Source organism: Cupriavidus sp. H19C3, from assembly GCF_049393815.1.
In the GTDB taxonomy this organism is placed as follows: Bacteria; Pseudomonadota; Gammaproteobacteria; order Burkholderiales; family Burkholderiaceae; genus Cupriavidus.
Genome location: NZ_CP184985.1, coordinates 3,449,780 through 3,471,815 on the forward strand (window position 1 = coordinate 3,449,780; position 22,036 = coordinate 3,471,815).

Here is a 22,036-nt window from a genome sequence, read left to right on the forward strand (position 1 = left end):
CCATGCATACCATCCATGCTTCGGATTGCCTGCCGCAGGATCTTGCCCAAGCGCTGCTTGTCGGCCGGGTGTGGCGCGAGGATATCGCTCACCCGGGACCCAGCGTCGTTGCCGTGCGCCATGGCGAGGTCTTCGATATCACGCGCGCGGTCGCGACCACGGCGGACCTGTTCGATCGGCCCGATGCGGTGGAGCTTGCGCGCCATGCACCCGGCGAGTCGCTCGGCCGTGTGGAAGCGCTGGTACAGTCCGCGCTCGATGGTCGGACTGATGGCAGCAAGGCCAGCGTCACGCTGCTGGCACCGTGCGATGTCCAGGCCATCAAGGCCTGCGGCGTGACGTTTGCGGTCAGCCTGATCGAGCGCGTGATCGAGGAGCAGGCCGGTGGCGATCCCGCCAAGGCCCGCGCCGTGCGCGAGACCATCTCCGCCACCATCGGCACCGGTCTGTCGAAGATCGTGCCGGGCTCCGATGCCGCGCAGCGCTTGAAGGCCGAACTCGAACGGCGTGGTGCGTGGTCGCAATACATGGAGGTCGGCATCGGCCCCGATGCCGAGGTCTTCTCGAAGTCGCAGCCGATGTCGTCGGTTGGTTTTGGCGCGGATGTCGGGTTGCTGCCGGTGTCGGTGTGGAACAACCCCGAGCCCGAGATCGTGCTCGCGGTCAACCGCGCCGGTCAGATCGTCGGTGCGACGTTGGGCAACGATGTGAATCTGCGCGATATCGAGGGACGCTCGGCCTTGTTGCTCGGCAAGTGCAAGGACAACAACGCCTCGTGTGCCATCGGTCCGTTCGTGCGGCTGTTCGACGATGCCTTTACGCTGGACAGCGTGCGCGCCGCCAGCCTGACCCTGCGTGTGGATGGCGCCGACGATGACTTCGTGCTCGACGGTATCAGCCATATGCGGGAAATCAGTCGCGATCCGGCCGACCTGGTGGCGCAAACCTTTGGCGCGCATCACCAGTATCCGGATGGCTTCATGCTGTTCCTCGGCACCATGTTCTCGCCGATCCAGGACCGCGATGCGCCGGGCGGCGGCTTTACGCATCACCTGGGCGACCGCGTCACCATCGCCACCCCCACGCTGGGCGCGCTTGTGAATACTGTTCAGCTGTGCACGGAGATCGCGCCCTGGACCTTTGGCGTGCGCGCGCTCTACGGCAATCTTGCCGCGCGCGGGCTGCTGGCGCGCTGAGCAGGCGGGCGGGGCGCTTAACGCGCGATAAGCCCCGCCGGCACAGGACATCCGGGGAGAATGGGATCTGCCGTCGCATGGGGCGGTAGAGCGACCGGCTACGCCTAGGGGAGCGGAGGCGCAAGAAGGACAAGTCCGAGCACAAGCCGAACGCTCTAGGGCACGCCTTAATTCACGATCTCAATGTTGGCCCCGAAGATGGAACTGAGAATTTAACGATTCTCCGATGTAGAACATCGTCGACGGCGCCTAGAGTGGCGCGTGCCACAGCGTGGCATCGCCTCTCCAATCCCGTGTCTGTATCGCCGTGTTCCCGCCCCTTCCCATTCTGTCGCTGCTCTCTCTGCTTGCCCCGCTCGCGTTCCGGCCCGTCTCCGCGCTATCTTCCCTGCTGAGTTCCGCGTCGTTTGCCGCGCGCTCCAAATGGGACACTGACTACTGGAAATACCTGCTACGCGCACTCGCCTCCTATCGATGCTCGTGCGTATGGGCACGTTTCCTTCTGTCGGACTGCCGCTTGCGCAAGCTCGCGATGCTCGACAGGACGTTGCTGTTCCGTCTGCAACGTCCTTATCAGCGCAAGGCGCTCTCGACGGCACAGAAGCTCGATCTCCTGGTGGACCACTATCAATGGCAGCTGGATGCCTGGCCCTGGGGCTTCACGCGCAACCTGTACGGTGGTCACGATGTCACGATCGCGGCGATAGCGGGCGCCGAGGGACGCGCGTATCGGCTGGTCCTGTCGCGCGCGGGCCGCAATGGCAAGGAAGGGGAGTTGACGCTGAAGCTGATGCGGGAGGAGACCTCGCTGATGCTGGCCGCCTTCACGGTGCACGGTCGGGGCGATGCCACGGTCCTCAGCATCGGCTGCCTGCAGGGGCATCGCGACGCCGCCGCGCGCGATCTGCTGAAGCAGGCCACGCGCGACATGCATGGGCTCAGGCCAAGCCAGGCGCTGCTGGTGGGCCTTTATGCTTTTGCCGCGCGCCACGGCATCGGGCACCTGCTCGGCGTTCCGAACGACGCGCATATCTATCAGGCGCGCCACCGCACCCGTGCACGCGTGAAGACTGATTTCGATCAGTTATGGACGGAAGCCGGGGCAAACCGCGAAGGCCAGCATTTTCGCTTGCCTGCGAGGTTGTCTCGCAAGCCGATGGAAGCGGTGCCGTCGCACAAGCGTGCGCAATATCGGCGACGGTATGCGCTGGAAGATGCGCTTGCCGCGGCCATCGCGGCCGCGCTGCCGTGAAACGCCTCAGGCGTGGTGGGTCTTCATGCCGCCGAGGGCACGGAGAAAGCGCACGATATCGGCAAATCGCACCGGGACGAGCGGCGTGGCGTGGCGGACCGCATCGCGTCGGGCATAGTGCTTGAGCAACTGTGCGCCGACGCGCATGTCGAGGTACTGGCTATCGGGGTAAGTGCCCGGGTAAGTTCGAGGCTTGGGACCCGAAACGGCGCGGTTGTTGGGGTACTGCATGGTCTCTACCTATTGAATCCAAACGATGAATATAGTATACACCTGCGCGGCATTTTCTGCATCAGGACGGGGCGTGCCGTGCCTTGCATCCGTGCATGATGCGCCGTAATGACGCACCGGCTGATGCACCGTCGGCAGGTACGGCGACGCAACTGGGATGTGGGAGTATGACCGGCTGGGCAGTACGACCGGCTGGGTGGGTACGCCGGCTGGAAGCGATTCAGGCCGCGCAAGCGGCCTGATGGAGGGGGCAACCATGATGCCACTGCACTGCAGCCGGTGCGGCGAGTGCAGCAAGCACAGCCGGTGCAGCGAGTGCAGTCAGGCGGGCTTGCTCTCGACCGGTAGGTCGGCCGCCTTGGCCGCGCTATAGACGTGGCGGGCGGCCAGCAGGGCCGCCAGGTCGGCATCGCCGGCGATCACGGCTTCCAGGATCTGTGCGTGCTCATCCCAGTTTTGGCGGGCGCGCACGGTATTGGCAGGGCCGAACAGCGCCGCGGTCCGTTCGCGTAGCGAGCGCACCATTTCCTGCAGCACGCTGTTGGCGGCGATATTGCCCAACACCTCGTGAAAGCGTGTATTGAGCGCCAGCAGCCGGTCCGACTGGCCGCCGTCGGCGGCCTCGACGCCCTCGCGCAGCACCGCTTCGAGTTCGGCGATCAGATTCGGATCGCGACGCTGCGCCGCCAGCTTGGCATTGAGCCCTTCGAGCGTGGCGCGGACTTCCACCATCTCCTTGACGACGTCGGCCGAGAACCGCGCGACCGAGGCGCCGCGGCGCGGCTCGATCAGCACCAGGCCTTCGGTCGCGAGCGTGCGCAATGCTTCGCGCACCGGAATGCGCGAGACGCCGAGTTCGGTCGAGAGCTTGTTTTCGACCAGCCGCTCGCCGGGCGCGTACTCCCCGTTGAGGATGCGCTCACGCAGCTTGTCTGTCACCAGCGCGAACAGCGGCGAATGCCCTGCGCCAAGGCTGACGACTTCAGGGTCTGCCGGGGTGCGGATGGACGAAGTGGCGGACATGATCGGGTGCGGAAAAATGGATGCCATGACAGAACGGCTGGAGGACCAGCCGCGCGTCATTGTATACCATCCACATCTCGCCGCTGCGGCCACCTCGTGTAAACCACCAGCAATATCGCCAGCACGGCACACCGCCGTCGTGGCGATCGGGTATACAGAAAACCCAGCGCGTCAGCGCAGGCTAGGTACGCTGAAACGTGAAGCTGTCCGCATAGATGTGATCGGGACTCGCGCCGCGTTCGAGGAACGCCTGCTTCGCGTCGCGGATCATGTCGGGCGACCCGCACAGGTAGATGGCGTGTTCGGACAGGTCGGCCATGTCCTCGGCCACCGCATGCTGCACGTACCCGCGCCGCCCCTGCCACGCGTCGCCCGCGCGCGAAAGCACCGGCACGTACTGGAAGTCGTACAGCCGCTCGCCCCAGCCCTGGATATCGGCATCGAGGTAAAGATCAGCCGGCTGCCGCGCACCCCAGTACAACGACACGGGCGGACAGTCGTCGTCGTCCATGAGGGACTCCAGGATGCTCTTGATCGGCGCCAGGCCGGTGCCGGTGGCGACCATCAGCAGTGGCCGGTAATCGCTGGCGCGGTAGAAGAACGAGCCGTGCGGCAGTTCGACATCGAGCGTATCGCCGCGGCGCAGCTTGCCGAGTGTGGCCTCGGTGAACGCGCCACCGGCGATGCGCCGCACGTGGAGATCGACGCGGCCGCCGGCGGGTCGCGACGCCATCGAGAAGCTGCGCGGCAGGCCGTCTTCGCCAACGATCTTCAGATACTGTCCGGGCCGGTAATCGATCTCGACCTCGGGGATCTCCAGGTCGAGATGGATAACGTCGCCGCACAGCGCGCGCAGATCACGAATGACCGCGCGATGCCGGGCCGGATCCACGCAGGCTTCTTCCGCCCGCGCCGTGCTGACCACGAGGTCGCCTTGCGGTTGCGCCTGGCACGCCAGCGCATAGCCAGCCGCCTCTTCCTCGGGGGTGAGGCCGAACGGCATTTCGTCGTAGGCGACGCTGCCCTCCACCAGCTTGAGCCGGCAACTGCCGCACCCGCCGAGCTGGCAGTCGTGCGGCAGCGCCACGTCGTGGCGTAGCGCGCCCTGGAGCAGCGTTTCGCCCGGCGCTACCTGGAACACCTGCTGCGTTTCGAGAATCTGGATCCGATACGTCATGACCGCCACCGCTATCGATGCTTTCGTTGTCCGTGCGCGCGCGTCACCGCGTGCTCAGCGCTTGATGTCCGCCTGCACCACTACCGACAGGTCTTGCGGCGCCAGCAGTTCCTGCAGCGCCTGCAGCGCGGCGAGGCCGGCCTGCGTGTCCTGCTCGCCATTGCCGCCGCTGAGGCCGATGCCGCCGATCACTTCGTCGTTCACGACGATCGGAAAGCCGCCGACGAAGACGGCAAACTTGCCGTCGAAGCTCCACTGGATGCCGAAAGCCTCGTTACCGGGCAGGGCCGGGCCATTGGGCGGCGTATTGAACAGGTGCGTCGAGCGCTTGTGGCCCGCTGCCGTAAACGCCTTGTTCCAGGCGATCTGCGGACCCGTGATGCGCGCGCCGTCCATGCGTTCCAGCACCAGCGGATAGCCGCCGTCGTCGACCACGCAGATCGACTCCAGCACGCCGATTTCCTCCGAGCGGCGGATGGCTGCGGCCACCATGTGACGGGCTTCTTTCAGTTCGAGCTTGATGGACTTCTTCATAAGTTTCTCCTGATGGGTCGTGCCGAGCCGTGCGCTCAGCAACCCCGATAAACGGTCTTGATCTGGGTGTAGAACTCGAGCCCGGTGCGACCCGACTCGCGGAAGGTCGATGTGCTCGACCGCTTGAGTCCGCCGAACGGTGCGTTGACCAGGTTGCCCGTGGTCGTGCGGTTGATCTTGACCGTGCCGGACTGGATGTCGTTGGCAAAGCGATGGATATAGCGAGGATTGCCGGTGGCGATGGCGGCCGACAGCCCGTATTCGGTGTCGTTGGCCTTGGCGATGGCATCGGCGTAGTCAGCGCATTCGATGATCGCGATCACGGGCCCGAAGATCTCTTCGCGCGCGATGCGCATCGACTGGGTGACATCGGTAAAGACCGCGGGCGACATGTAGTAGCCCTTGTCGTAGTCGCCGCCGGTCAGCCGCGCGCCGCCGCACAGCAGCGTCGCTTCCTGCTTGCCGATCTCGACATAGCGCAGCACGTTGTCGAGCTGCTTGCGGGTGGCGAGCGGCCCGAGGTCCATGCCCGGCGTCATGCCGCTGCCGATTTTCAGCGTGCGCACCCTGGCCAGCAGGCGCTCGGTGTACGCGGCCTTGACCGACGCCACCACGAGCACGCGGCTCGTGCCCGTGCACGCCTGGCCGCTCAGCGAAAAGCCGCCCTTGATGGTGAGGTCGACGGCCTTGTCGAGGTCGGCGTCCTCCATCACGATCAACGGGTTCTTGCCGCCGAGTTCCATCTGCGTGCGCGTCGTCATCGGGACGGCGCGATGAATCTGCTCGCCCGCCTGCGTCGAGCCCGTAAAGGAGATTGCACGCACGGCCGGCGCCTCGGTGATCGCTGCGCCGACGTCGCCGGCGGAACCGGTGATGAAGTTCAGCACTCCCTTGGGAATGCCGGCGGCAACAAACGCTTCGGCCAGGCGGTAGCCGCTCAGCGGCGCATCGGACGACGGCTTGAAGACAACGGTGTTGCCGGTGATCAGCGCGGGCGCGATCTTGCGCGCGGGAATCGAGACCGGGAAGTTCCACGGCGCGATCACGGTCACCACGCCGAGCGGCTCGCGCTGCGAGTAGACCAGCATGTCGGGATCGTCCTGCGGAAAGGTCTCGCCGGTAAAGGTCTGGCCCTCGACGGCGTAGAAGCGCAGGGTTTGCGCCGAGCGCAGAACTTCATCCTTGCTCAGGTTGAGCGCCTTGCCTTCCTCGCGCGTGAGCTCGGCCGCGATGCTGTCGGCATTGGCTTCGAGGTGCTCGGCGGCGCGATTGAGGATTGCCGCGCGGCGCGACGGGGCAAGCGCGCGCCAGCCCTCGAATGCCGCTGCGGCCGCCGCCACCGCCGCCTGCGCATCGACCGCCGCCGACGCCTGGAAACGGCCCACGATGTCGCCGGTATCGGCGGGATTGATGTTGTCGAAGGTCCGGCCCGAATGGCATGGAGTCCATTCGCCGTCGATGTAGTTGTGGAACGTGTCCTGGGGTCCGACAGTCATGGTGGCACTTGGTTGTCGGCCGGGGGCTAGCCCCGCGCCGTTCGCTATCACATCGCCCGCGCGGGCGGGGCCGCGCGGACGTCCGCCGCACGCGAGCCCGCCCGGGCCGCGCGCCGCGACGCTTCAGGCCGCCATCGCAAGTTCGGTCAGCGGCAGTTCGTTCTCGACGTAGTCGTGATAGAGCGCGGTGGTATAGAGCAGGCGCATCTGCGCGCCGATTTCGCAGATCTTCAGGCAACGCTGCTGCAGGTCGACGGTGTTGGCGTGCTCCAGGACGATCTGGTAGCCGCGTTCGCCGTGGATTTCGTCGGACACGATGTGGAGGTCGAAGAATTCGACTTCCTCGTCGGTGAACTGGTACTTCTCGCGCAGCGTCGGGGTCTGCTTGCGATAGATCGACGGCACTTGCGACTCCAGGCCCACCACCAGGCCTGCCACCGCGACGATCGGGTCTTCGCGCATGGCCACCGCATAACACCATGCCTGCAGGCCGCGCGTGGTCGGCGACATGTTGTCCGGATCGATGACGCGCTCGCGCGTGGTGCCGCAAGCCTCGGCAAAACGGATCAGCAGGTCGGTGTGGCGATCGCCGCCGATCTCTTCTTCGTACATGTTGGCCAGCAGGAAATCCTTGGCTTCGGTATACCGATCGGGCGTGCGCGCGTAGATATAGCCGAGGTAGTCCGCAAACGGTCCGACGTAGTGATAGTGGTTTTCCGCCCAGCGCGCGAGGTGCGCGCGCGTCAGCTTGCCGCTCGCCCAGGCGACGCTGAACGGCGCCTTGTTGGCGCTTTTGCCCTTGATTGCTTGTTCGAGCGCTGCGCGGAATTCTTCTCGGTTCATCAGTTCGGCCATGTTGGGGGCTCCAGGTTTGGCGTGGGGAGAACACGTCGACCGCGAGTCAGGAGGACCGGTAGCGACGTTGTTTCGGTATACTATATACAGATGGGAGCGAGCGGCAAGCGTTTTTTGAAATGTCGCGAGCGAGCGGCCGGACGCGTGCCGGTCGCCCTCAGCGCGCGGCGCCCGCGGCCTCGATGGCCTTCCAGGCAAAGCCGGCCAGCGCGACGTCCTCGAGGCCGACGCCAACCGACTTGTAGATCACGATGTCGTCGGCATGCCGCCGCGCCTGCACCGTGCCCAGCACTACCTCGGAGAGCTCCACGATCTTGTCGGGCGGCAGTACGCCGGGGGCGGCCAGGACGATATCGCCCGCCTCGCGCACCGACTGCGGTCGCCATTCGACGACCACGCTGGCGGCGCGCGACAGCGCCACGTCGTCGAGCTCGCGCGTATGCGGCAGGCTGGAGCCGATGGCGGCGACGAAGGTGCCGGGTCGGATCTGCGCGCCGGCAAACAGTGGTGTCGTCGCGCGCGAGGCGGTCACGATGAGATCGGCCTGCGCGACCGCATCGGCGGGCTCGCCAAACGACACCGGCACGCCGCACGCGGCGGCGAGACGCTCTGCCGTACCCGCGTCGGCGTATGGGTCGGAGAGCACGATGTGTTCGAGCCCGAGGGCTTGGCTCAATTGCCGCGCATGCGCGGTGCCCTGCGTACCGGCGCCGAACAGCGCCAGCGTGCGAGCTCCGGGGCGCGCCAGATGGCGTGCGGCCAGCACCGTGCAGGCGGCCGTGCGCAGGCGCGTGATCGCGCCGGCGTCGAACGACGCCAACGGCCGTCCATCCTCGGTGGAGAAGATCAGGATCACAAACGAGAACTGGCCGTTGATGGTCGTGTAGACCTTGGCGCCGGCCACGCCCTGGTCGGGAATCACGGCGCCTAGCGTGGACAGCTTGACGCCACCCGCCTCGGTACGGATGCGCTCCTGCATGGCGGCCCGTGCGCGGCCAAAGCTCGCAAATGCCTCCTGCATGACGTGCTGGGCCTGTGCGCCGGTCACGTGGCGGTCGATCATGTCGTCGGTGATATGCAGCATCCTGGCTCCGGGTGTGAAGGGGAATGGGTGGAGGGGGGGCGGAGAAATCGGCGGAAAAAGCCAGGTCGCCGTAAAAGTCGGCTGGATGCCCCTGACGCGGCAACCCCGAACCAACCTTACCTGGCACGCTTTTGGTATACAGTCTACCATTATGGCGACTTAAGGCGCAAGCGGCGGTCTCTTCCGCACCATCCGGTGGCGTGCCGATTGCCCTTATGCCCAATATTTGCGCTGGCAACGCGGCTACGCACCAACTCCGGGACAAGGAAAACACTGATACGCCAGTGCTTGTGGAGCTGGTGATATTGAATATAGTATACCAACGATGCGACTCGAATCTGCCGCTTCGAGTCGTAATCCGTACCCCGCAGTCCCCATCAGAACTCTTCGCCCCACGGGAGCCGTCATGCAACACGAAGTCGTCATCGGTGCCGCGCACTGGATATATCTATTAGGCGTGGCCGTCATCGTGCTTACGATGATCTTGCGCGCCAATGTCGTGGTTCCCTCCATCGTCGGCACCTGCCTGGTCGTGTTCGCGCTGACCGGCAGTCCCGTGGCGGCGCTCGGCGGCATCTTTTCCGCGAGCCTGGTCGCGGCCAAGGAGCTGTTCAACATCTTCCTGGTCATTGCGTTCATGACCGCCTTGCTCAACGCGCTCAAGACCCTGCGCTCGGATATCCGCATGGTCGAGCCGTTCCGCGTGGTGATGAAGAATGGCCACTCCGCGTTCTTTATCCTGGCCGCGATCACCTATGTGATCTCGCTGTTCTTCTGGCCGACGCCGGCGGTGCCGCTGGTGTCCGCCATCCTGCTGCCGGCGGCCATCGCCGCCGGGCTGCCGCCGCTCGCGGGCGCGATGGCCATCGCCATTGCCGGGCAAGGCATGGCGCTGTCGTCGGACTACGTGATCGGCGTCGCGCCCGGCATCAGCGCCAAGGCCGCGGGCGCCGCGGTCAGCGCCTCGGTGGTGGCCGACCGCGCGCTGACGCTGTCGATCATTACCGGCGCCATTGCCCTCACGCTCGCCTACCTGTCGATGCGCAAGCAGATCGTGCCCGCCAGCGGCGCGCTGCTGGACCGCTGGCAGGCACGGGCCGCGGGCGCCACGCCGGAGCCGGAAGCCGAACCCGTGCACGGCGGCGGCACCTTCGACAAGGCCGAGATCGCGCGTGGCACCAGCCATGCGGAACCGCTGATTACCGACCGCAACATCGAGGCGAGTCTGTCGATGGTCGAGCGCAAGCGCATCAAATGGTCGAAGTGCTTCGCCATCGTGACGCCCATCGCGTTCCTGATCGTGGTGGCCGTGATGGTGATGCCTAAGCTCGGTGCCGGTACCGATCTCAAGGGCGGCGATGCCGCGGCGCTGGTCGGTGGCGTGGCCGCCGTGCTGATGATGCTGGCGACGCTGGCCGCCGAAGGTCCGCGCAAGATGCTCGACGTCTGCCCCGAGCACATCACCGACGGCTTCGTGTTTGCATTCAAGGCGATGGGCTCGGTTCTGCCGATCGCCGGCTTCTTCTTTGTCGGCGCGGGCGAGACCTGTGCGCAGATCCTCGGCCTGCCGCCGGGCAAGGCGCCCAGCCTGCTGTTCGAGCTGATCCAGGCCTACCAGCACATGATTCCCGATAACCACGTCTTCGTCGGCTTTGGTGTGCTGCTGGTCGGCATGATCACCGGTATCGACGGTTCCGGCTTTGCCGGCCTCCCATTGACCGGCACGCTGGCCGGCGCGCTCGGTCCGGTGGTCGGCTTCGATCCCGCCACGCTGGCGGCCGTAGGTCAGATGGGGGCGGTATGGACCGGCGGCGGCACGCTGATCGCCTGGTCGTCGCTGATCGCCGTGGCGGGCTTTGCGCGCGTGCCGGTGCTCGAGGCCGTGCGGGCGCTGCTGCTGCCGGTGCTGATCGGCCTCGCGTGCTCGACCGCGGCCGCGATGGTGCTGTGGTCCTGATCGTTCCCTCCAGCACACCCGGCTCCGCAATCATTAACCGTTAATCCGCCCGGCGCCGCACGCGCACTGGCTTGCAGGTTGTCTCGCAGGCTCGCTTGCACGCTGTCACCGCCGGGCTTACCGCACCATGCAGGAATCCGCGCCATGCCAAAAGTCATCTTTCACAAGCACGGCCAAGTCTTCGAGGACGAGGTCAAGGAAAACACGAACCTCGTGGTGCGCGCCGGCATCAAGCAGTTTCCGTATCCCAACCTCGCCTACCAGTGCGGCATGGGCAAGTGCGCCACGTGCGCGTGCCGGGTGATCGACGGTGCCGCACACCTGCCGCCGCCTAACTGGAAGGAAAAAAAGCAGCTCGGCGAGCGGCTGGAGCAGGGCTACCGGCTGGTGTGCCAGCTGTGGATCCACCACGATATCGAGCTGCTCCAGGATGACCAGACGGGCAGTGCACCGGTGGGCGCGGTCGGGGCCGGCAGCCAGTGCACGGCATGACCACGCATCTTCATCTCGTCCGGCGGGCCGCGACCATGTACGTGATTCTTACCAGCAAGACCGGGCGGTTCCATACCGAGCCCGTCGCGGGCGTGACGCCGGTAGAAGCCTATGACTATCTGTTCTACGGCAAGAAGACCGCGCACTTCGTCATTGCCGAACTGGCCGACGATGCGCGCAACGTGAAGGTGCGCGTGGTCGAGGCGCCGCCGTCGACCACGGTCAACCTCGTGCCGACCAAGTTCCTCGAAAAATTCGACACGCTCGACGCCGCGCGCGCCGAGCTGCGCCAGCTGGCCACCTTCGGCAGCATGGACCTCCGACTCGAGCGCGTCTGAGCGGCGCGCGCCTCCGTAGCGAAACACACGATGCCTCAGATCACCTTCCTTACCAACGACAACAAGGTTGTCGATGCCCCCGCCAACAGCAACCTGCTGCGCGTCTCGTTGCGCGAGCAGGGCGGCATTCCGTTCAAGTGCGGTGGCGGCCTGTGTGGCACCTGCCGCTGCCGGATCGAGTCCGGCCTGGAGCATACCGATGCGGTCAAGCCGAAGGAGCGTCGCCATCTCAATGACGACGATCTCGCCAACGGCTATCGCATGGCCTGCCAGACCTTCGTCAACGGCGATATCAGCGTGTCGTGGGACAAGCATGCGCCCGCACCGCGGCCGCCGTCGATCGCCGTGCGGCCGCCAGCGTCACCGGCGCGGCCTGTACCGGCGAACGCGGCACCGCAGCCGGTGACCGGTGCGGACGTCGATGCCGGCGATTCCGGTGATCCCGCGCCGGCAGCGTCGGCACTGGCCGGCGTCGGCCAGGACGCCTCGTGAGCGCGCCGGCCACACCGGGCGACCATGGCGTGCGGGCCATGGCATCCATGGTCGCCACCGGGCATCCGCTGGCGGCGCGCGCGGCGCGCCAGATGCTGCGCGACGGTGGCAGCGCGGTCGATGCGGCGATCGCCGCCGACGCGATCCTCGGTGTGGTCGAGCCGATGGCCACCAGCATCGGTGGCGACCTGCTGGCGATGATCGTGGCACCCGGCGGCGAAGTGCGCAGCTATAACGGCACCGGCCGTGCGCCGGCGGCCTTCGATCCGGCCATGCTGAACGACCTTCCAGGCCAGCGGATCCCCGAGCGCCATCCGCTCTCCCTGACCACGCCCGGCGCCGTGCGCGGCTGGCATGACCTGCATGCCAGTTACGGTCGCCTGCCATGGCGCACGCTGCTGGCGCCGGCCATCGCGCTCGCGCGCGACGGCTTTGCGCTCGCGCCCGTGGCGGCGCGCGAATGGCGGCTGTTCGACAAGGTCCTGCACCACGACCCGGTGTGCGCGGCGCTCTATCGTGCGGGCCGTTCGCCCGCGGCGGGCGAGACCTTCGTCAACCCGCAACTGGCGCGCACGCTGGCGGCGATTGCCGCGGACGGCCCCGACGCGTTCTATCGGGGCGAGCCCGCGCGTGCCGCCGAGGCTGCCGCGCGATCGCACGGCGGCGTGCTGGCCGCGGCCGACTTTGCCGGACACCACGGAGACTTTGTCACGCCGGTGACCACACGCTTCCGCGGCACCGACGTCTACGAGTGTCCGCCCAACACGCACGGCGTGGCGATTCTCCACGCGCTGGCCGCGCTGGAGCCGCAGACCTTGAACGCCGACGATCCGGCCACGGTACTGGCGACCGTGCGCGCGATGGGCGACGCGATGCGGCATGCCAGGCAGACCGTGGCCGATCCGGCCGGCAATACCGTGTGCACCGTGGTGGTCGATCGCGACGGCCTTGCCATCACGCTGATGAGCAGTATCTTCAAGCGGTTCGGCTCCGGCATCGCGGTGCCTGGCTGCGGCTTTGTGCTGCAGAACCGGGGCTTCGGTTTTGCGGGGCCTGGCCATATCAACAGTCCGGCGCCGGGCAAACGGCCATATCACACGGTGGTGCCCGGCGCGGCGCTGCGCGGTGGGCGCTTCCACGCGGGCTTCGGCGTAGTGGGCGGACTGATGCAGCCGCAGGGACAACTGCAACTGCTGGTACGGCTGCTGGCCTGGCAGCAGCCGTTGCAGGCCGCGCTCGATGCGCCACGCTGGCGGCTCGAATCCGACACCGCGCTCGCGCTCGAGGCGGGCATGCCACCGGCCATTGCGGCAGCGCTGCGCGCGGCCGGCTACGAGGAACCGGCCGGCCTCGGCGAGCTCGGCGGCCGCAGCGATTTCGGCGGCGCCCAGGTAGTGATGCGGGCCGCCGATGGCTCGCTGCTGGGCGCGTCGGACCGGCGCAAGGATGGCTGCGCGCTCGGCGACTGAGCCGGAGCGCCGACTCCGTGTTGCCCCCGGTCTTGCCCCCGGTGTTGCACCCGGCCACGCGATGGGTGTCGCCCGCCGCGCTGGAGTCCCGGTGCCGCGATGGTGGGACGCGATGTGCCAAACGCGATGTGCCGAATGCGATGTGCCGAACCATGGGCTCGGCACGGCGATTCCTGTCGCGCCCGCCGCGCGCGCGGGCTGGAGTGTTGCGATCTTGCCGCGTTTGACGTGACGACATACTTTCCGTAACGTCCCCGATACATAATGCCCGGGCAACGCATGACCGCCGCGCGATCCCACCGGACGACGCGGCCGGCATCCATCATTCGGGATCGTTAACTGAAGGGGCAATATGTCTGGCAAATTCGCATGCCTGCGCGGAAGCGCGCGCCTGCGCGGTGCTTCCACTCCGCTCGTCCTGTCATGGCTGGTGGCACTGGCGCTCCCCTTGTCCGCCTGCGGCGGCGGCGATGACAACGGCCATTCGGTCGTGCGCGTCTCCGATACCGCGTCCGCCGGTGGCACCACCGCCGGCAATACCGCCGGGACCGGCACCAGCACCGGCAGCAGCGCACCGGGTCCCCTGCAACCGGCCGTCACCCGCTGGGTGCCGCAGGAAAACGACACCTGGCAGCTGCAATTGCAGGGCACCGCCAATACCGCCTACAACGTGACGGTATTCGATCTCGACATGTTCGATACGCCGCAGGCCACCATCGACGCCATCAAGTCGCAGGGCAAGCGTGTGGTCTGCTATTTCTCGGCGGGCAGCAGCGAGAACTGGCGCGCGGACTTCAGTCAGCTGCAGGCGTCCGACATGGGCAACGGGCTTGCCGGCTGGCCCGGCGAGCGCTGGCTCGATACACGCTCGGCCAATGTGCGCGCGATCATGGCGGCGCGCATGGACATCGCCAAGGCCAAGGGATGCGATGGCGTGGATACCGACAACGTCGACGGCTATGCCAACAATACCGGCCTGCCGCTGACCGCCGATACCCAGCTCGACTACAACCGCTACCTTGCCGCCCAGGCGCATGCGCGCGGGCTGGCGATCGGCCTCAAGAACGATGTGGAGCAGGTGGCGCAACTGGCTACGGACTTCGACTTCGCGGTCAACGAGCAGTGCTTCCAGTACAACGAGTGCGGTGCCTACGCGGCGTTCACCACGCAGGGCAAGCCCGTGTTCCAGGTGGAATACGCCACCCGCTACAAGGTCGATGCCACGCGCGCCACGCTGTGCGCGTCGGCCAGGGCCCTGAACCTGCGGACGCTGGTGCTGCCGCTCAGCCTCGACGACAGCTACCGGTACAGCTGCGACTCATGAGCGCACCGGCTCGAGTTCGCGCCAGGCGAGGTAGAGCCGCGTGTCGAATTCGAGCTGGTGGTAGTTCGGCTCCATGTGTTCGCAGAGCCGGTAGAAGGCCTTGTTGTGGTCGCTCTCCTTCAGGTGAGCGAGTTCATGCACGACGATCATGCGCAGAAATTCGGCCGGCGCTTCCTTGAACAGCGCCGCCACGCGGATTTCCTTCTTGGCCTTGAGCTTGCCGCCCTGCACGCGCGAGATCGCAGTATGCAGGCCGAGCGCATGCTGCGCGCTATCGAGCCGCGCGTCGTAGCCCACCTTGTGCAGCGGCGGCGCGCTGCGCAGGAATTCCTGCTTGAGCCCGGTGGTGTACTCATACAGCGCGCGATCGGTCTGTACGGTGTGGTGCGACGGGTAGCGCCGCGCCAGATGCTCGCCGAGCTTGCCCGCGGCCACCAGCGCACGCACCTGGTCGAGCACGTCGGGCGCATATCCGCCCAGGAAGCGCATCGGGTCCTTGATGGCGGGACGCCACGTCGCGCTCACGGCTGGCCCTGCGCTCAGTGGTGGTGGTGATGGTGGTGCATCCAGCTATTGTCGAGCGAGTTCACGAACGACTCGACCGCCTCCTTGTCGCCGGTGGCATGGCGCATCATCTCGCCGCACTTGCAGAAGCCCTGGTATGGCGTGATATGCGAGCAGGCCGAGGTCTTCTGCAGATACAGGGTGACCGGCTTTGCACACGACTTGCATTTGAACTTGAGGGTCAGGGCGGGTTTCATGGCGGTGCGGAGCGAATGTGATGGGGAGCAAAGAGGGGGAGCAAGGAGAATGCGAGCCGTATTGTAGAACGATGCGCCGCAACACCCGTGCGACCGGTGCGATCAGTGGAACGACGGGCCGTCCGCCGGAGCACCAGCGCGCGGGGCGCCCCTGCTACACTTCGCCCATTCCGGCTTCCTCCAATCGCTACCACCATGGCTCAGTACGTATTCACCATGAACCGCGTGGGCAAGATCGTTCCGCCCAAGCGTCACATCCTCAAGGACATCTCGCTGTCCTTCTTTCCCGGCGCCAAGATCGGCGTGCTGGGCCTCAATGGCTCGGGCAAGTCCACGCTGCTGAAGATCATGGCCGGCCTCGAGCAGGAAATCGAGGGCGAGGCCACGCCGATGCCCAACCTGAATATCGGCTATCTGTCGCAGGAGCCCGAGCTCGATCCCGAGCAGACCGTGCGCGAATCGGTGGAAGCCGCGCTGGGCGGCGTGTTCGAAGCGCGCAAGAAGCTCGACGAGATCTATGCCGCGTACGCCGAGCCGGACGCCGACTTCGACGCGCTGGCCGCCGAGCAGGCCAAGTACGAAGCGATCCTGGCGGCGAGCGACGGCAATAACGCCGAGCTGCAGCTCGACATCGCCGCGGACGCGCTGCGCCTGCCGCCGTGGGATGCCAGGGTCGGCAACCTCTCGGGCGGCGAGAAGCGCCGCGTGGCGCTGTGCCGCCTGCTGCTGTCGCGCCCCGACATGCTGCTGCTCGACGAACCGACCAACCACCTCGACGCGGAATCGGTCGACTGGCTCGAACAGTTCCTGACCCGCTTCCCGGGCACCGTGGTGGCCGTCACCCACGATCGTTACTTCCTCGACAACGCCGCCGAGTGGATTCTCGAACTCGACCGCGGCCACGGCATTCCATGGAAGGGCAACTACAGCTCGTGGCTCGACCAGAAGGAGAACCGTCTCAAGCAGGAGGAAGCGAGCGAGTCCGCGCGGCAGAAGGCCCTGCACAAGGAACTGGAGTGGGTGCGCCAGAACCCGAAGGGCCGCCAGGCCAAGTCGAAGGCGCGTCTGGCCCGCTTTGACGAACTGAACAGCCAGGAATACCAGAAGCGCAACGAGACGCAGGAGATCTTCATTCCGGTCGGCGAACGCCTGGGCAACGAGGTGATCGAGTTCGACGGCGTGAGCAAGGGCTACGGCGACCGCCTGCTGATCGATAACCTCAGCTTCAAGGTGCCGCCGGGCGCGATCGTCGGCATCATTGGCCCCAACGGCGCCGGCAAGTCGACCTTCTTCCGCATGATCACCGGCAAGGAACAGCCGGACAGCGGCGAGATCAAGATCGGGCCGACCGTCAAGCTGGCGTATGTGGACCAGAGCCGTGATGCGCTGGACGGCAGCAAGACCGTGTTCGAGGAAATCTCGGGTGGCGCGGATGTGCTGACGGTGGGCCGCTACGAGACGCCGTCGCGTGCCTATATCGGCCGCTTCAACTTCAAGGGCTCGGACCAGCAGAAGCAGGTCGGCACACTGTCGGGCGGTGAACGCGGCCGCCTGCATATGGCCAAGACGCTGATCGCGGGCGGCAACGTGCTGCTGCTGGACGAACCGTCGAACGACCTCGATGTGGAAACGCTGCGTGCGCTTGAGGATGCGCTGCTGGAGTTTGCCGGCTGCGTGCTGGTGATCTCGCACGATCGCTGGTTCCTCGACCGTATCGCCACGCATATCCTGGCGTTCGAGGGCGACTCGCACGTCGAGTTCTTCCCCGGCAACTACCAGGAATACGAAGCCGACAAGAAGCGCCGGCTCGGCGAGGAAGCGGCCAAGCCCAAGCGCATCCGCTACAAGCCGATCACGCGCTGATCGGCATTCGGGCCGGAATGGCGCACCGGCCACACCCGCCACGCCGGCCGCGCCAGGCGTGGCGGCGCCATCACGATGCGGCCACCAGCCGCACCCTGGTGATTTCCGAAGGCGCGCCGAAGCGCTTCGGCGGCCCCCAGTAGCCTGTGCCGCGGCTCACGTAGATCCACATCCGCTCGTGCCGGTTGAGCCCGTGCACATACGGTTGCTGCATCGGCACGAACAGGTTCCACGGCCAGAACTGGCCGCCATGCGTATGGCCCGATAGCTGCACGTCGAAGCCCGCTGCCGCGGCGGCGGGTGCGCTGCGTGGCTGGTGGGCCAGCAGGATGCGCACCGCCGCCGACTCCGGCGCACCCGACAACGCCAGCACCGGGTCGCTGCGATGACTCTCGATAAAACGTCCCGCCGAATAGTCCGGCACGCCACCGAGCACCAGTGCGGCGCCCTCGCGTTCCACGACCACGTGCTCGTTCATGAGCACGCGCAATCCGAGCCGCCGCAACTCCTCGATCCAGGCCTCGGCGCCTGAATAGTATTCGTGATTGCCGGTCACCACGAAGGTGCCGTGCGTAGACGACAGCCGCGCGAACGGCGCGGTGTGGTGCGACAACTCGGGCACGGTGCCGTCGACGAGGTCGCCGGTAATGGCCACCGCATCCACGCCGAGGCTGTTGACGCGGTCGACGATGCGATCGAGGTAGGGCCGCTTGATGGTCGGGCCGACGTGAATATCGCTGATCTGCGCGATGGTGAAGCCATGCAGCGCCTGCGGCAGGCCCGCCACCGGCACATCGACCTCCACCACGCGTGCCAGCCCGCGCGCATTGACATAGCCGATCAGGCTGACCACGAGCGCGGCCACCGGCGGCACGATGGCGCTGTCGGCGAGCAGGGTCGGGGTATGCCAGCCGGCGGCGAGCGCGATCAACAGGAAGATATCGCGCGCAAAGGTGGCAATCAGCAGCGACGAGAAGAACCCCATGGCCAGCATGCCGAGCCAGCTGACATGGTCTCCCCAGGGCGCAAAACGCCGCGATTGCAGGCTGGCGGGCAGCAGCCAGGACGACGCGGCAAGCCACAGGGCCATCAGGATCTTGATGGCCATCGGCACCGGCAAGTCAGGCAGCAGCCGCACACCGATGTAGATGTGCAGCAACGCGGTGATCGAGGCGGCAAACAGGATCGAGCGACGCGGGGGCAAGGAGCTCATATCGCGGTGAGAAGGACGGGGGCGGAGGGGGCAGGGAGGGAATGCGGAGCAGGTGAGGCCATCCCGATCCGCTTCAAGGGCAAGCACGATCGGTGCCATCTGGCAATCGGTGGCGTCCCCGGGGCAGATCTGTCTTTTTCCGGGGTCATCATGAATGTTTTTGCTCCCAATTGTGCGCGATTTCGCTCTAACTTAGATTCGTCGGGCCAACTCCGGCATGTCTTGCCCAGTCCACCCCGAACCCGAGAACCCTTCGCATGTCATCGTCTCCCTTCCATCCCTGGCTGGCCGCGGCGCTGCTGGCCGCCGTGCCGCTTGCGGCGAGCGCCGCCCAGCGCGGCACCGCCGCGCCTGCCGCGTCGGCAGCCACGGCGCCAGCCGCGTCGCTGGGCTGGCCGCGCCATTTCGATACGGCCAACCAGCAAATCGAGGTCTATCAGCCGCAGATCGACACCTGGGACGGCAACCGTATCGCGGGGCGCGCGGCGGTGGCGGTGGGGGCCGGCGCCGGCGCTGGTGCGGAGGGCGCGGCCTCGGGCAACGCGTCCGCGCCGGCTTATGGCGTGATCCATTTTTCCGCCACGGCCGACGTCGACAAGCCGTCGGCGCTGGTCCAGCTGTCGCAGCTACGCCTCAACAAGGTCGAGGTACCGACCCGGCCCGAGGCGGCCGACACGGTGCGTCAGGCGCTGATCGCCCAGTTGCCGGCGCGCGGCCTCACGGTGCCGCTCGAGCAGCTCCAGGCGAGCTATGCGGTGGCGCAGCAGCGCGGTCAGCGCCAGGGCGTGGCGGTGCGCAACGATGTGCCGCAGATCCTCTTTGCCACCACGCCGACGATCCTCGTGCATGTCGATGGCGAGCCGGCCTGGCGCAAGCTGGTGGGTACCAGCTTCGAGCAGGCCATCAACAGCCGCGCGCTGCTGCTGCGCGCGGCCGGCGGCGAACTGTTCCTGCAGGCGGCGGGTTACTGGTATCGCTCCGAGTCCGCCGGCGGTGCGTGGGAGGTCGTGGCGGCACCCCCGGCAGCCCTGACCGCGGCCGCCGCCAAAGTCGCGAGCGGCAAGGACGCGGCCAGGCCGGATCCGATGTTGCCCGCCGATGGCCGCAAGCCCGCGCAGGCCCCCGCGGTGCTGCTTGCCACCGGTCCCGCCGAACTGATCGTCACCACCGGCGCGCCGCAGATGGCACCGGTGGCCGAGGTCGGACTGCTGACCGTGGCCAATGCCGACCACGCGGTGTTCGTCGATCCGGCCTCGAACCAGTATTACGTGCTGCTGTCGGGCCGCTGGTTCCGCGCGCCGATGCTGCCGGGTCCGTGGGAGTACGTGCCGGGCGACCAGCTTCCGGCCGACTTTGCGCGCATCCCTGCGCACGACGCCAAAGCCAATGTCCTGGTCTCGGTGCCTGGTACCCCGCAGGCACGGGAGGCCGCCATCGCGGCCACGATTCCGCAGACCGCATCGGTCTCGCGGGCCAAGGCGACGCTGGCCGTGAGCTATGACGGCGCGCCACGCTTCGAGCCCATCGCCGGCACCTCGCTGCGCTATGCCGTCAATACCGGCACCCCGGTGATCGAGGTCGACGGCCGCTACCTGGCGGTGGCCAATGGCGTGTGGTTTGCCGCGCCCGCGCCGGAAGGGCCGTGGTCGGTCGCGACCGAGGTGCCCGCGGCCGTCTACACGATTCCACCGGCTTCACCGTTGTATTACGTGACCTATGTGCGTATCTATGACGTGACCCCCGAGACGGTCGTGGTGGGCTATACGCCAGGCTACTTCGGCGTGGTGGTGAATCCTTCCGGCACGGTGGTTTATGGCACTGGCTATGCCTATCCGCCTTACCTCGGGACCTACGCCGGCGGCGTGTACTACGGCTATCCGGTGACCTACGGCTATGGCGCCGGCTTTGGCATCGGTGCCGCCGAGGGCTTTGCCTTCGGGTTTGCCGCCGGGGCCATCTGGGGCGCGGCCAGTCCCTATTGGGGACCGTACTGGGGCGGCGCCTACAGCTGGAACTACGTCAACGTGAACCAGGCCAACGTGTACGGCCGCTGGGGGCAGGGCACGGTCACCCATGCCCAGGGCTGGAACGCGTGGACCGGCACGCAGTGGCGCGGCACCGCCGCGGCCGGCTACAACCCCGCCACCGGCGCGCGCGCGCAGGGCAGCCGCGGCGCGGCGTTCAACCCCTATTCGGGCAACTATGCGGCGGGGCGCGAGGGCAGCTTTGCCAATCCGTCCACGGGCAGCGCGGTGGCCGGACGCGGCGGCGTGGTCGGCAATGCCAATACCGGCAACTACGCGGCCGGCCGCCAGGTGGCCGGGTACGACGCGCAGACCGGCCGCGTGGGCGCCGCGGAGGTGGGCGTCGCGGGCAACGCCCAGACCGGCGCCCAGAGCGCGGCGAGCCGCGGCTTCGTCGCCAACCCGGGCAAGGACAACGCGGTGGCCTGGAACAACGGCAACGTGTATGCGGGCCACGATGGCAATGTCTACCAGCGCACCGATAATGGCTGGCAAAAACATACGTCAGGCGGCTGGGAGGCCGTGCAGCCCGGTCCCGATACCGCCACCGGGCTCGAAGCGCAGCGCCAGGCGCGCGAGGTGGGCCAGCAGCGCTTCCAGGGCAGCGCCCAGCAATGGCAGGGCCGCTTTGGCGGTGGGGGCCCTGGCGGTGGGCGCCTCGGCGGTGGCTTTCACGGCTTTCGGCGCTAGGCGGGCCGCGTCTGGCCTGACCGCGCGCCTGGCCCGGGGAGTACGCGCAGGTCGCCCAGCGAGATCTCGCTGCCGTCGCCGCGCAGCAGGCGCGGCGGCGCGATTTCCGCGCCACTCTGGGCATCGACGAGAACCGTAAGCGGTCCGTTCGCGCCGCCACGATAGCGGTCGGCCCAACCCTTGAGCGAGACGAACACCGGAAAGAAATCGCGCCCCGGTTCGGTGAGCGCATAGATATGTCGCGCGCCGCCGCCAGGCGCCTGGGTGCGGGCGAGCAGGCCCGCCTCGACCAGCGCCTTGAGCCGTGCGCTGAGGATGTTCGGCGCAATGCCGAGCCGCCGCTCGAATTCATCGAAGCGCGTGCTGCCGTAGAACGCCTCGCGCATGATCAGCAGGGTCCACCGCTCGCCCAGCACACTGAGTGAACGGGCGATCGGGCAGGGCATGGCGGCAAAGTCCTTGGGTGCCATGGCAGGAAGATCCATCACTTTCTATATGCAAGTCTTAGCACTATAGCTTGCGTAATGAAAGCTTGCTGGCATGCGAACCGCGTGTTGCGGGGCCG

General features: G+C 67.0%; 20 protein-coding genes and 1 pseudogene. 10 read left to right on the forward strand and 11 right to left on the reverse strand.

Annotated elements, in window-relative coordinates; genetic code table 11:
* Positions 1-2: 2 nt before the first annotated feature.
* Both DFLDMN_RS15975 and DFLDMN_RS15980 read left to right on the forward strand, forming a co-directional pair.
* Positions 3-1,196, forward strand: coding sequence for a fumarylacetoacetate hydrolase family protein (locus DFLDMN_RS15975; RefSeq protein ID WP_423195859.1), 1,194 nt, complete (start codon positions 3-5; stop codon positions 1,194-1,196).
* 307 nt (positions 1,197-1,503) lie between these two features.
* Positions 1,504-2,448 (forward strand): DUF535 family protein, encoded by a 945-nt coding sequence (locus tag DFLDMN_RS15980; RefSeq protein WP_423195860.1) that lies wholly within the window; start codon positions 1,504-1,506, stop codon positions 2,446-2,448.
* A 6-nt stretch (positions 2,449-2,454) separates the two neighbouring features.
* Here DFLDMN_RS15980 and DFLDMN_RS15985 read toward each other — a convergent pair whose 3' ends face one another.
* From DFLDMN_RS15985 to DFLDMN_RS16015, 7 genes are all read right to left on the reverse strand, one after another.
* On the reverse strand, positions 2,455-2,679 hold the full coding sequence (locus tag DFLDMN_RS15985) for a hypothetical protein (RefSeq protein ID WP_423195861.1): 225 nt from the start codon (positions 2,677-2,679) through the stop codon (positions 2,455-2,457).
* Positions 2,680-3,000: 321 nt separating this feature from the next.
* Complete coding sequence (locus DFLDMN_RS15990; RefSeq protein WP_423195862.1) at positions 3,001-3,702, reverse strand: GntR family transcriptional regulator; 702 nt, start codon at positions 3,700-3,702, stop codon at positions 3,001-3,003.
* A gap of 181 nt (positions 3,703-3,883) precedes the next feature.
* Positions 3,884-4,879, reverse strand: coding sequence for a 2Fe-2S iron-sulfur cluster-binding protein (locus DFLDMN_RS15995; RefSeq protein WP_423195863.1), 996 nt, complete (start codon positions 4,877-4,879; stop codon positions 3,884-3,886).
* Positions 4,880-4,933: 54 nt separating this feature from the next.
* A complete protein-coding gene (locus DFLDMN_RS16000; RefSeq protein ID WP_423195864.1) occupies positions 4,934-5,413 on the reverse strand; it encodes a GlcG/HbpS family heme-binding protein in 480 nt (159 codons plus the stop codon).
* A 35-nt stretch (positions 5,414-5,448) separates the two neighbouring features.
* Complete coding sequence (locus DFLDMN_RS16005; RefSeq protein ID WP_423195865.1) at positions 5,449-6,909, reverse strand: aldehyde dehydrogenase family protein; 1,461 nt, start codon at positions 6,907-6,909, stop codon at positions 5,449-5,451.
* A 123-nt stretch (positions 6,910-7,032) separates the two neighbouring features.
* Positions 7,033-7,764, reverse strand: a complete 732-nt coding sequence (locus tag DFLDMN_RS16010; protein ID WP_423195866.1) for a TenA family transcriptional regulator — start codon at positions 7,762-7,764, stop codon at positions 7,033-7,035.
* Positions 7,765-7,921: 157 nt separating this feature from the next.
* Positions 7,922-8,848, reverse strand: coding sequence for an ornithine cyclodeaminase family protein (locus DFLDMN_RS16015; protein WP_423195867.1), 927 nt, complete (start codon positions 8,846-8,848; stop codon positions 7,922-7,924).
* Between the two features lie 406 nt (positions 8,849-9,254).
* Between DFLDMN_RS16015 and DFLDMN_RS16020 the strand changes: the two genes are divergently transcribed.
* From DFLDMN_RS16020 to DFLDMN_RS16045, 6 genes and pseudogenes are all read left to right on the forward strand, one after another.
* Entirely contained in the window at positions 9,255-10,805 is a 1,551-nt protein-coding gene (locus tag DFLDMN_RS16020; protein WP_423195868.1) for a hypothetical protein, read from the forward strand.
* Between the two features lie 144 nt (positions 10,806-10,949).
* Positions 10,950-11,297 (forward strand): 2Fe-2S iron-sulfur cluster-binding protein, encoded by a 348-nt coding sequence (locus DFLDMN_RS16025; RefSeq protein ID WP_423195869.1) that lies wholly within the window; start codon positions 10,950-10,952, stop codon positions 11,295-11,297.
* Between the two features lie 35 nt (positions 11,298-11,332).
* A complete protein-coding gene (locus DFLDMN_RS16030; RefSeq protein ID WP_423198442.1) occupies positions 11,333-11,635 on the forward strand; it encodes a ferredoxin in 303 nt (100 codons plus the stop codon).
* Positions 11,636-11,665: 30 nt separating this feature from the next.
* A pseudogene (locus DFLDMN_RS16035) lies at positions 11,666-11,956 on the forward strand (2Fe-2S iron-sulfur cluster-binding protein); the annotation flags it as partial.
* Positions 11,957-12,123: 167 nt separating this feature from the next.
* Positions 12,124-13,596, forward strand: coding sequence for a gamma-glutamyltransferase family protein (locus DFLDMN_RS16040; protein ID WP_423195870.1), 1,473 nt, complete (start codon positions 12,124-12,126; stop codon positions 13,594-13,596).
* Positions 13,597-13,948: 352 nt separating this feature from the next.
* Positions 13,949-14,920 carry an endo alpha-1,4 polygalactosaminidase gene (locus DFLDMN_RS16045; RefSeq protein WP_423195871.1) on the forward strand — a complete coding sequence of 324 codons (972 nt, stop codon included), beginning with the start codon at positions 13,949-13,951 and terminating at the stop codon, positions 14,918-14,920.
* On the opposite strand, the gene DFLDMN_RS16050 is transcribed toward DFLDMN_RS16045, so the two are convergent.
* Together DFLDMN_RS16050 and DFLDMN_RS16055 are read right to left on the reverse strand one after the other, a co-directional pair.
* Positions 14,915-15,409 (reverse strand): YgjP-like metallopeptidase domain-containing protein, encoded by a 495-nt coding sequence (locus tag DFLDMN_RS16050; protein ID WP_423198443.1) that lies wholly within the window; start codon positions 15,407-15,409, stop codon positions 14,915-14,917. The two genes, DFLDMN_RS16045 and DFLDMN_RS16050, sit on opposite strands and share 6 nt — an antisense overlap.
* Before the next feature lie 50 nt (positions 15,410-15,459).
* On the reverse strand, positions 15,460-15,681 hold the full coding sequence (locus DFLDMN_RS16055) for a hypothetical protein (RefSeq protein WP_423195872.1): 222 nt from the start codon (positions 15,679-15,681) through the stop codon (positions 15,460-15,462).
* Positions 15,682-15,876: 195 nt separating this feature from the next.
* Here DFLDMN_RS16055 and ettA point away from each other — a divergent pair, with 195 nt between their 5' ends.
* Positions 15,877-17,544 carry an energy-dependent translational throttle protein EttA gene (gene ettA / locus DFLDMN_RS16060; protein WP_423195873.1) on the forward strand — a complete coding sequence of 556 codons (1,668 nt, stop codon included), beginning with the start codon at positions 15,877-15,879 and terminating at the stop codon, positions 17,542-17,544.
* A 70-nt stretch (positions 17,545-17,614) separates the two neighbouring features.
* On the opposite strand, the gene DFLDMN_RS16065 is transcribed toward ettA, so the two are convergent.
* Entirely contained in the window at positions 17,615-18,748 is a 1,134-nt protein-coding gene (locus tag DFLDMN_RS16065) for a metallophosphoesterase (RefSeq protein ID WP_423198444.1), read from the reverse strand.
* Positions 18,749-19,014: 266 nt separating this feature from the next.
* On the opposite strand from DFLDMN_RS16065, the gene DFLDMN_RS16070 reads away from it, so the two are divergent.
* A complete protein-coding gene (locus DFLDMN_RS16070; protein ID WP_423195874.1) occupies positions 19,015-21,471 on the forward strand; it encodes a carbohydrate-binding family V/XII in 2,457 nt (818 codons plus the stop codon).
* Here DFLDMN_RS16070 and DFLDMN_RS16075 read toward each other — a convergent pair.
* Positions 21,468-21,941: a winged helix-turn-helix transcriptional regulator gene (locus DFLDMN_RS16075; RefSeq protein WP_423195875.1), complete on the reverse strand. Its 474-nt coding sequence runs from the start codon at positions 21,939-21,941 to the stop codon at positions 21,468-21,470. The genes DFLDMN_RS16070 and DFLDMN_RS16075 overlap by 4 nt on opposite strands.
* Positions 21,942-22,036 lie beyond the last annotated feature (95 nt).

Excerpts from the sequence above, each read along its gene's own strand:
- DFLDMN_RS15975 (WP_423195859.1), top strand. The coding sequence starts at position 3 with ATGCATACCATCCATGCTTCGGATTGCCTGCCGCAGGATCTTGCCCAA.
- DFLDMN_RS15985 (WP_423195861.1), bottom strand. The coding sequence starts at position 2,679 with ATGCAGTACCCCAACAACCGCGCCGTTTCGGGTCCCAAGCCTCGAACT.
- DFLDMN_RS15990 (WP_423195862.1), bottom strand. The coding sequence starts at position 3,702 with ATGTCCGCCACTTCGTCCATCCGCACCCCGGCAGACCCTGAAGTCGTC.
- DFLDMN_RS15995 (WP_423195863.1), bottom strand. The coding sequence starts at position 4,879 with ATGACGTATCGGATCCAGATTCTCGAAACGCAGCAGGTGTTCCAGGTA.
- DFLDMN_RS16000 (WP_423195864.1), bottom strand. The coding sequence starts at position 5,413 with ATGAAGAAGTCCATCAAGCTCGAACTGAAAGAAGCCCGTCACATGGTG.
- DFLDMN_RS16005 (WP_423195865.1), bottom strand. The coding sequence starts at position 6,909 with ATGACTGTCGGACCCCAGGACACGTTCCACAACTACATCGACGGCGAA.
- DFLDMN_RS16010 (WP_423195866.1), bottom strand. The coding sequence starts at position 7,764 with ATGGCCGAACTGATGAACCGAGAAGAATTCCGCGCAGCGCTCGAACAA.
- DFLDMN_RS16015 (WP_423195867.1), bottom strand. The coding sequence starts at position 8,848 with ATGCTGCATATCACCGACGACATGATCGACCGCCACGTGACCGGCGCA.
- DFLDMN_RS16020 (WP_423195868.1), top strand. The coding sequence starts at position 9,255 with ATGCAACACGAAGTCGTCATCGGTGCCGCGCACTGGATATATCTATTA.
- DFLDMN_RS16025 (WP_423195869.1), top strand. The coding sequence starts at position 10,950 with ATGCCAAAAGTCATCTTTCACAAGCACGGCCAAGTCTTCGAGGACGAG.
- DFLDMN_RS16030 (WP_423198442.1), top strand. The coding sequence starts at position 11,333 with ATGTACGTGATTCTTACCAGCAAGACCGGGCGGTTCCATACCGAGCCC.
- DFLDMN_RS16045 (WP_423195871.1), top strand. The coding sequence starts at position 13,949 with ATGTCTGGCAAATTCGCATGCCTGCGCGGAAGCGCGCGCCTGCGCGGT.
- DFLDMN_RS16050 (WP_423198443.1), bottom strand. The coding sequence starts at position 15,409 with ATGCGCTTCCTGGGCGGATATGCGCCCGACGTGCTCGACCAGGTGCGT.
- DFLDMN_RS16055 (WP_423195872.1), bottom strand. The coding sequence starts at position 15,681 with ATGAAACCCGCCCTGACCCTCAAGTTCAAATGCAAGTCGTGTGCAAAG.
- ettA (WP_423195873.1), top strand. The coding sequence starts at position 15,877 with ATGGCTCAGTACGTATTCACCATGAACCGCGTGGGCAAGATCGTTCCG.
- DFLDMN_RS16070 (WP_423195874.1), top strand. The coding sequence starts at position 19,015 with ATGTCATCGTCTCCCTTCCATCCCTGGCTGGCCGCGGCGCTGCTGGCC.
- DFLDMN_RS16075 (WP_423195875.1), bottom strand. The coding sequence starts at position 21,941 with ATGGCACCCAAGGACTTTGCCGCCATGCCCTGCCCGATCGCCCGTTCA.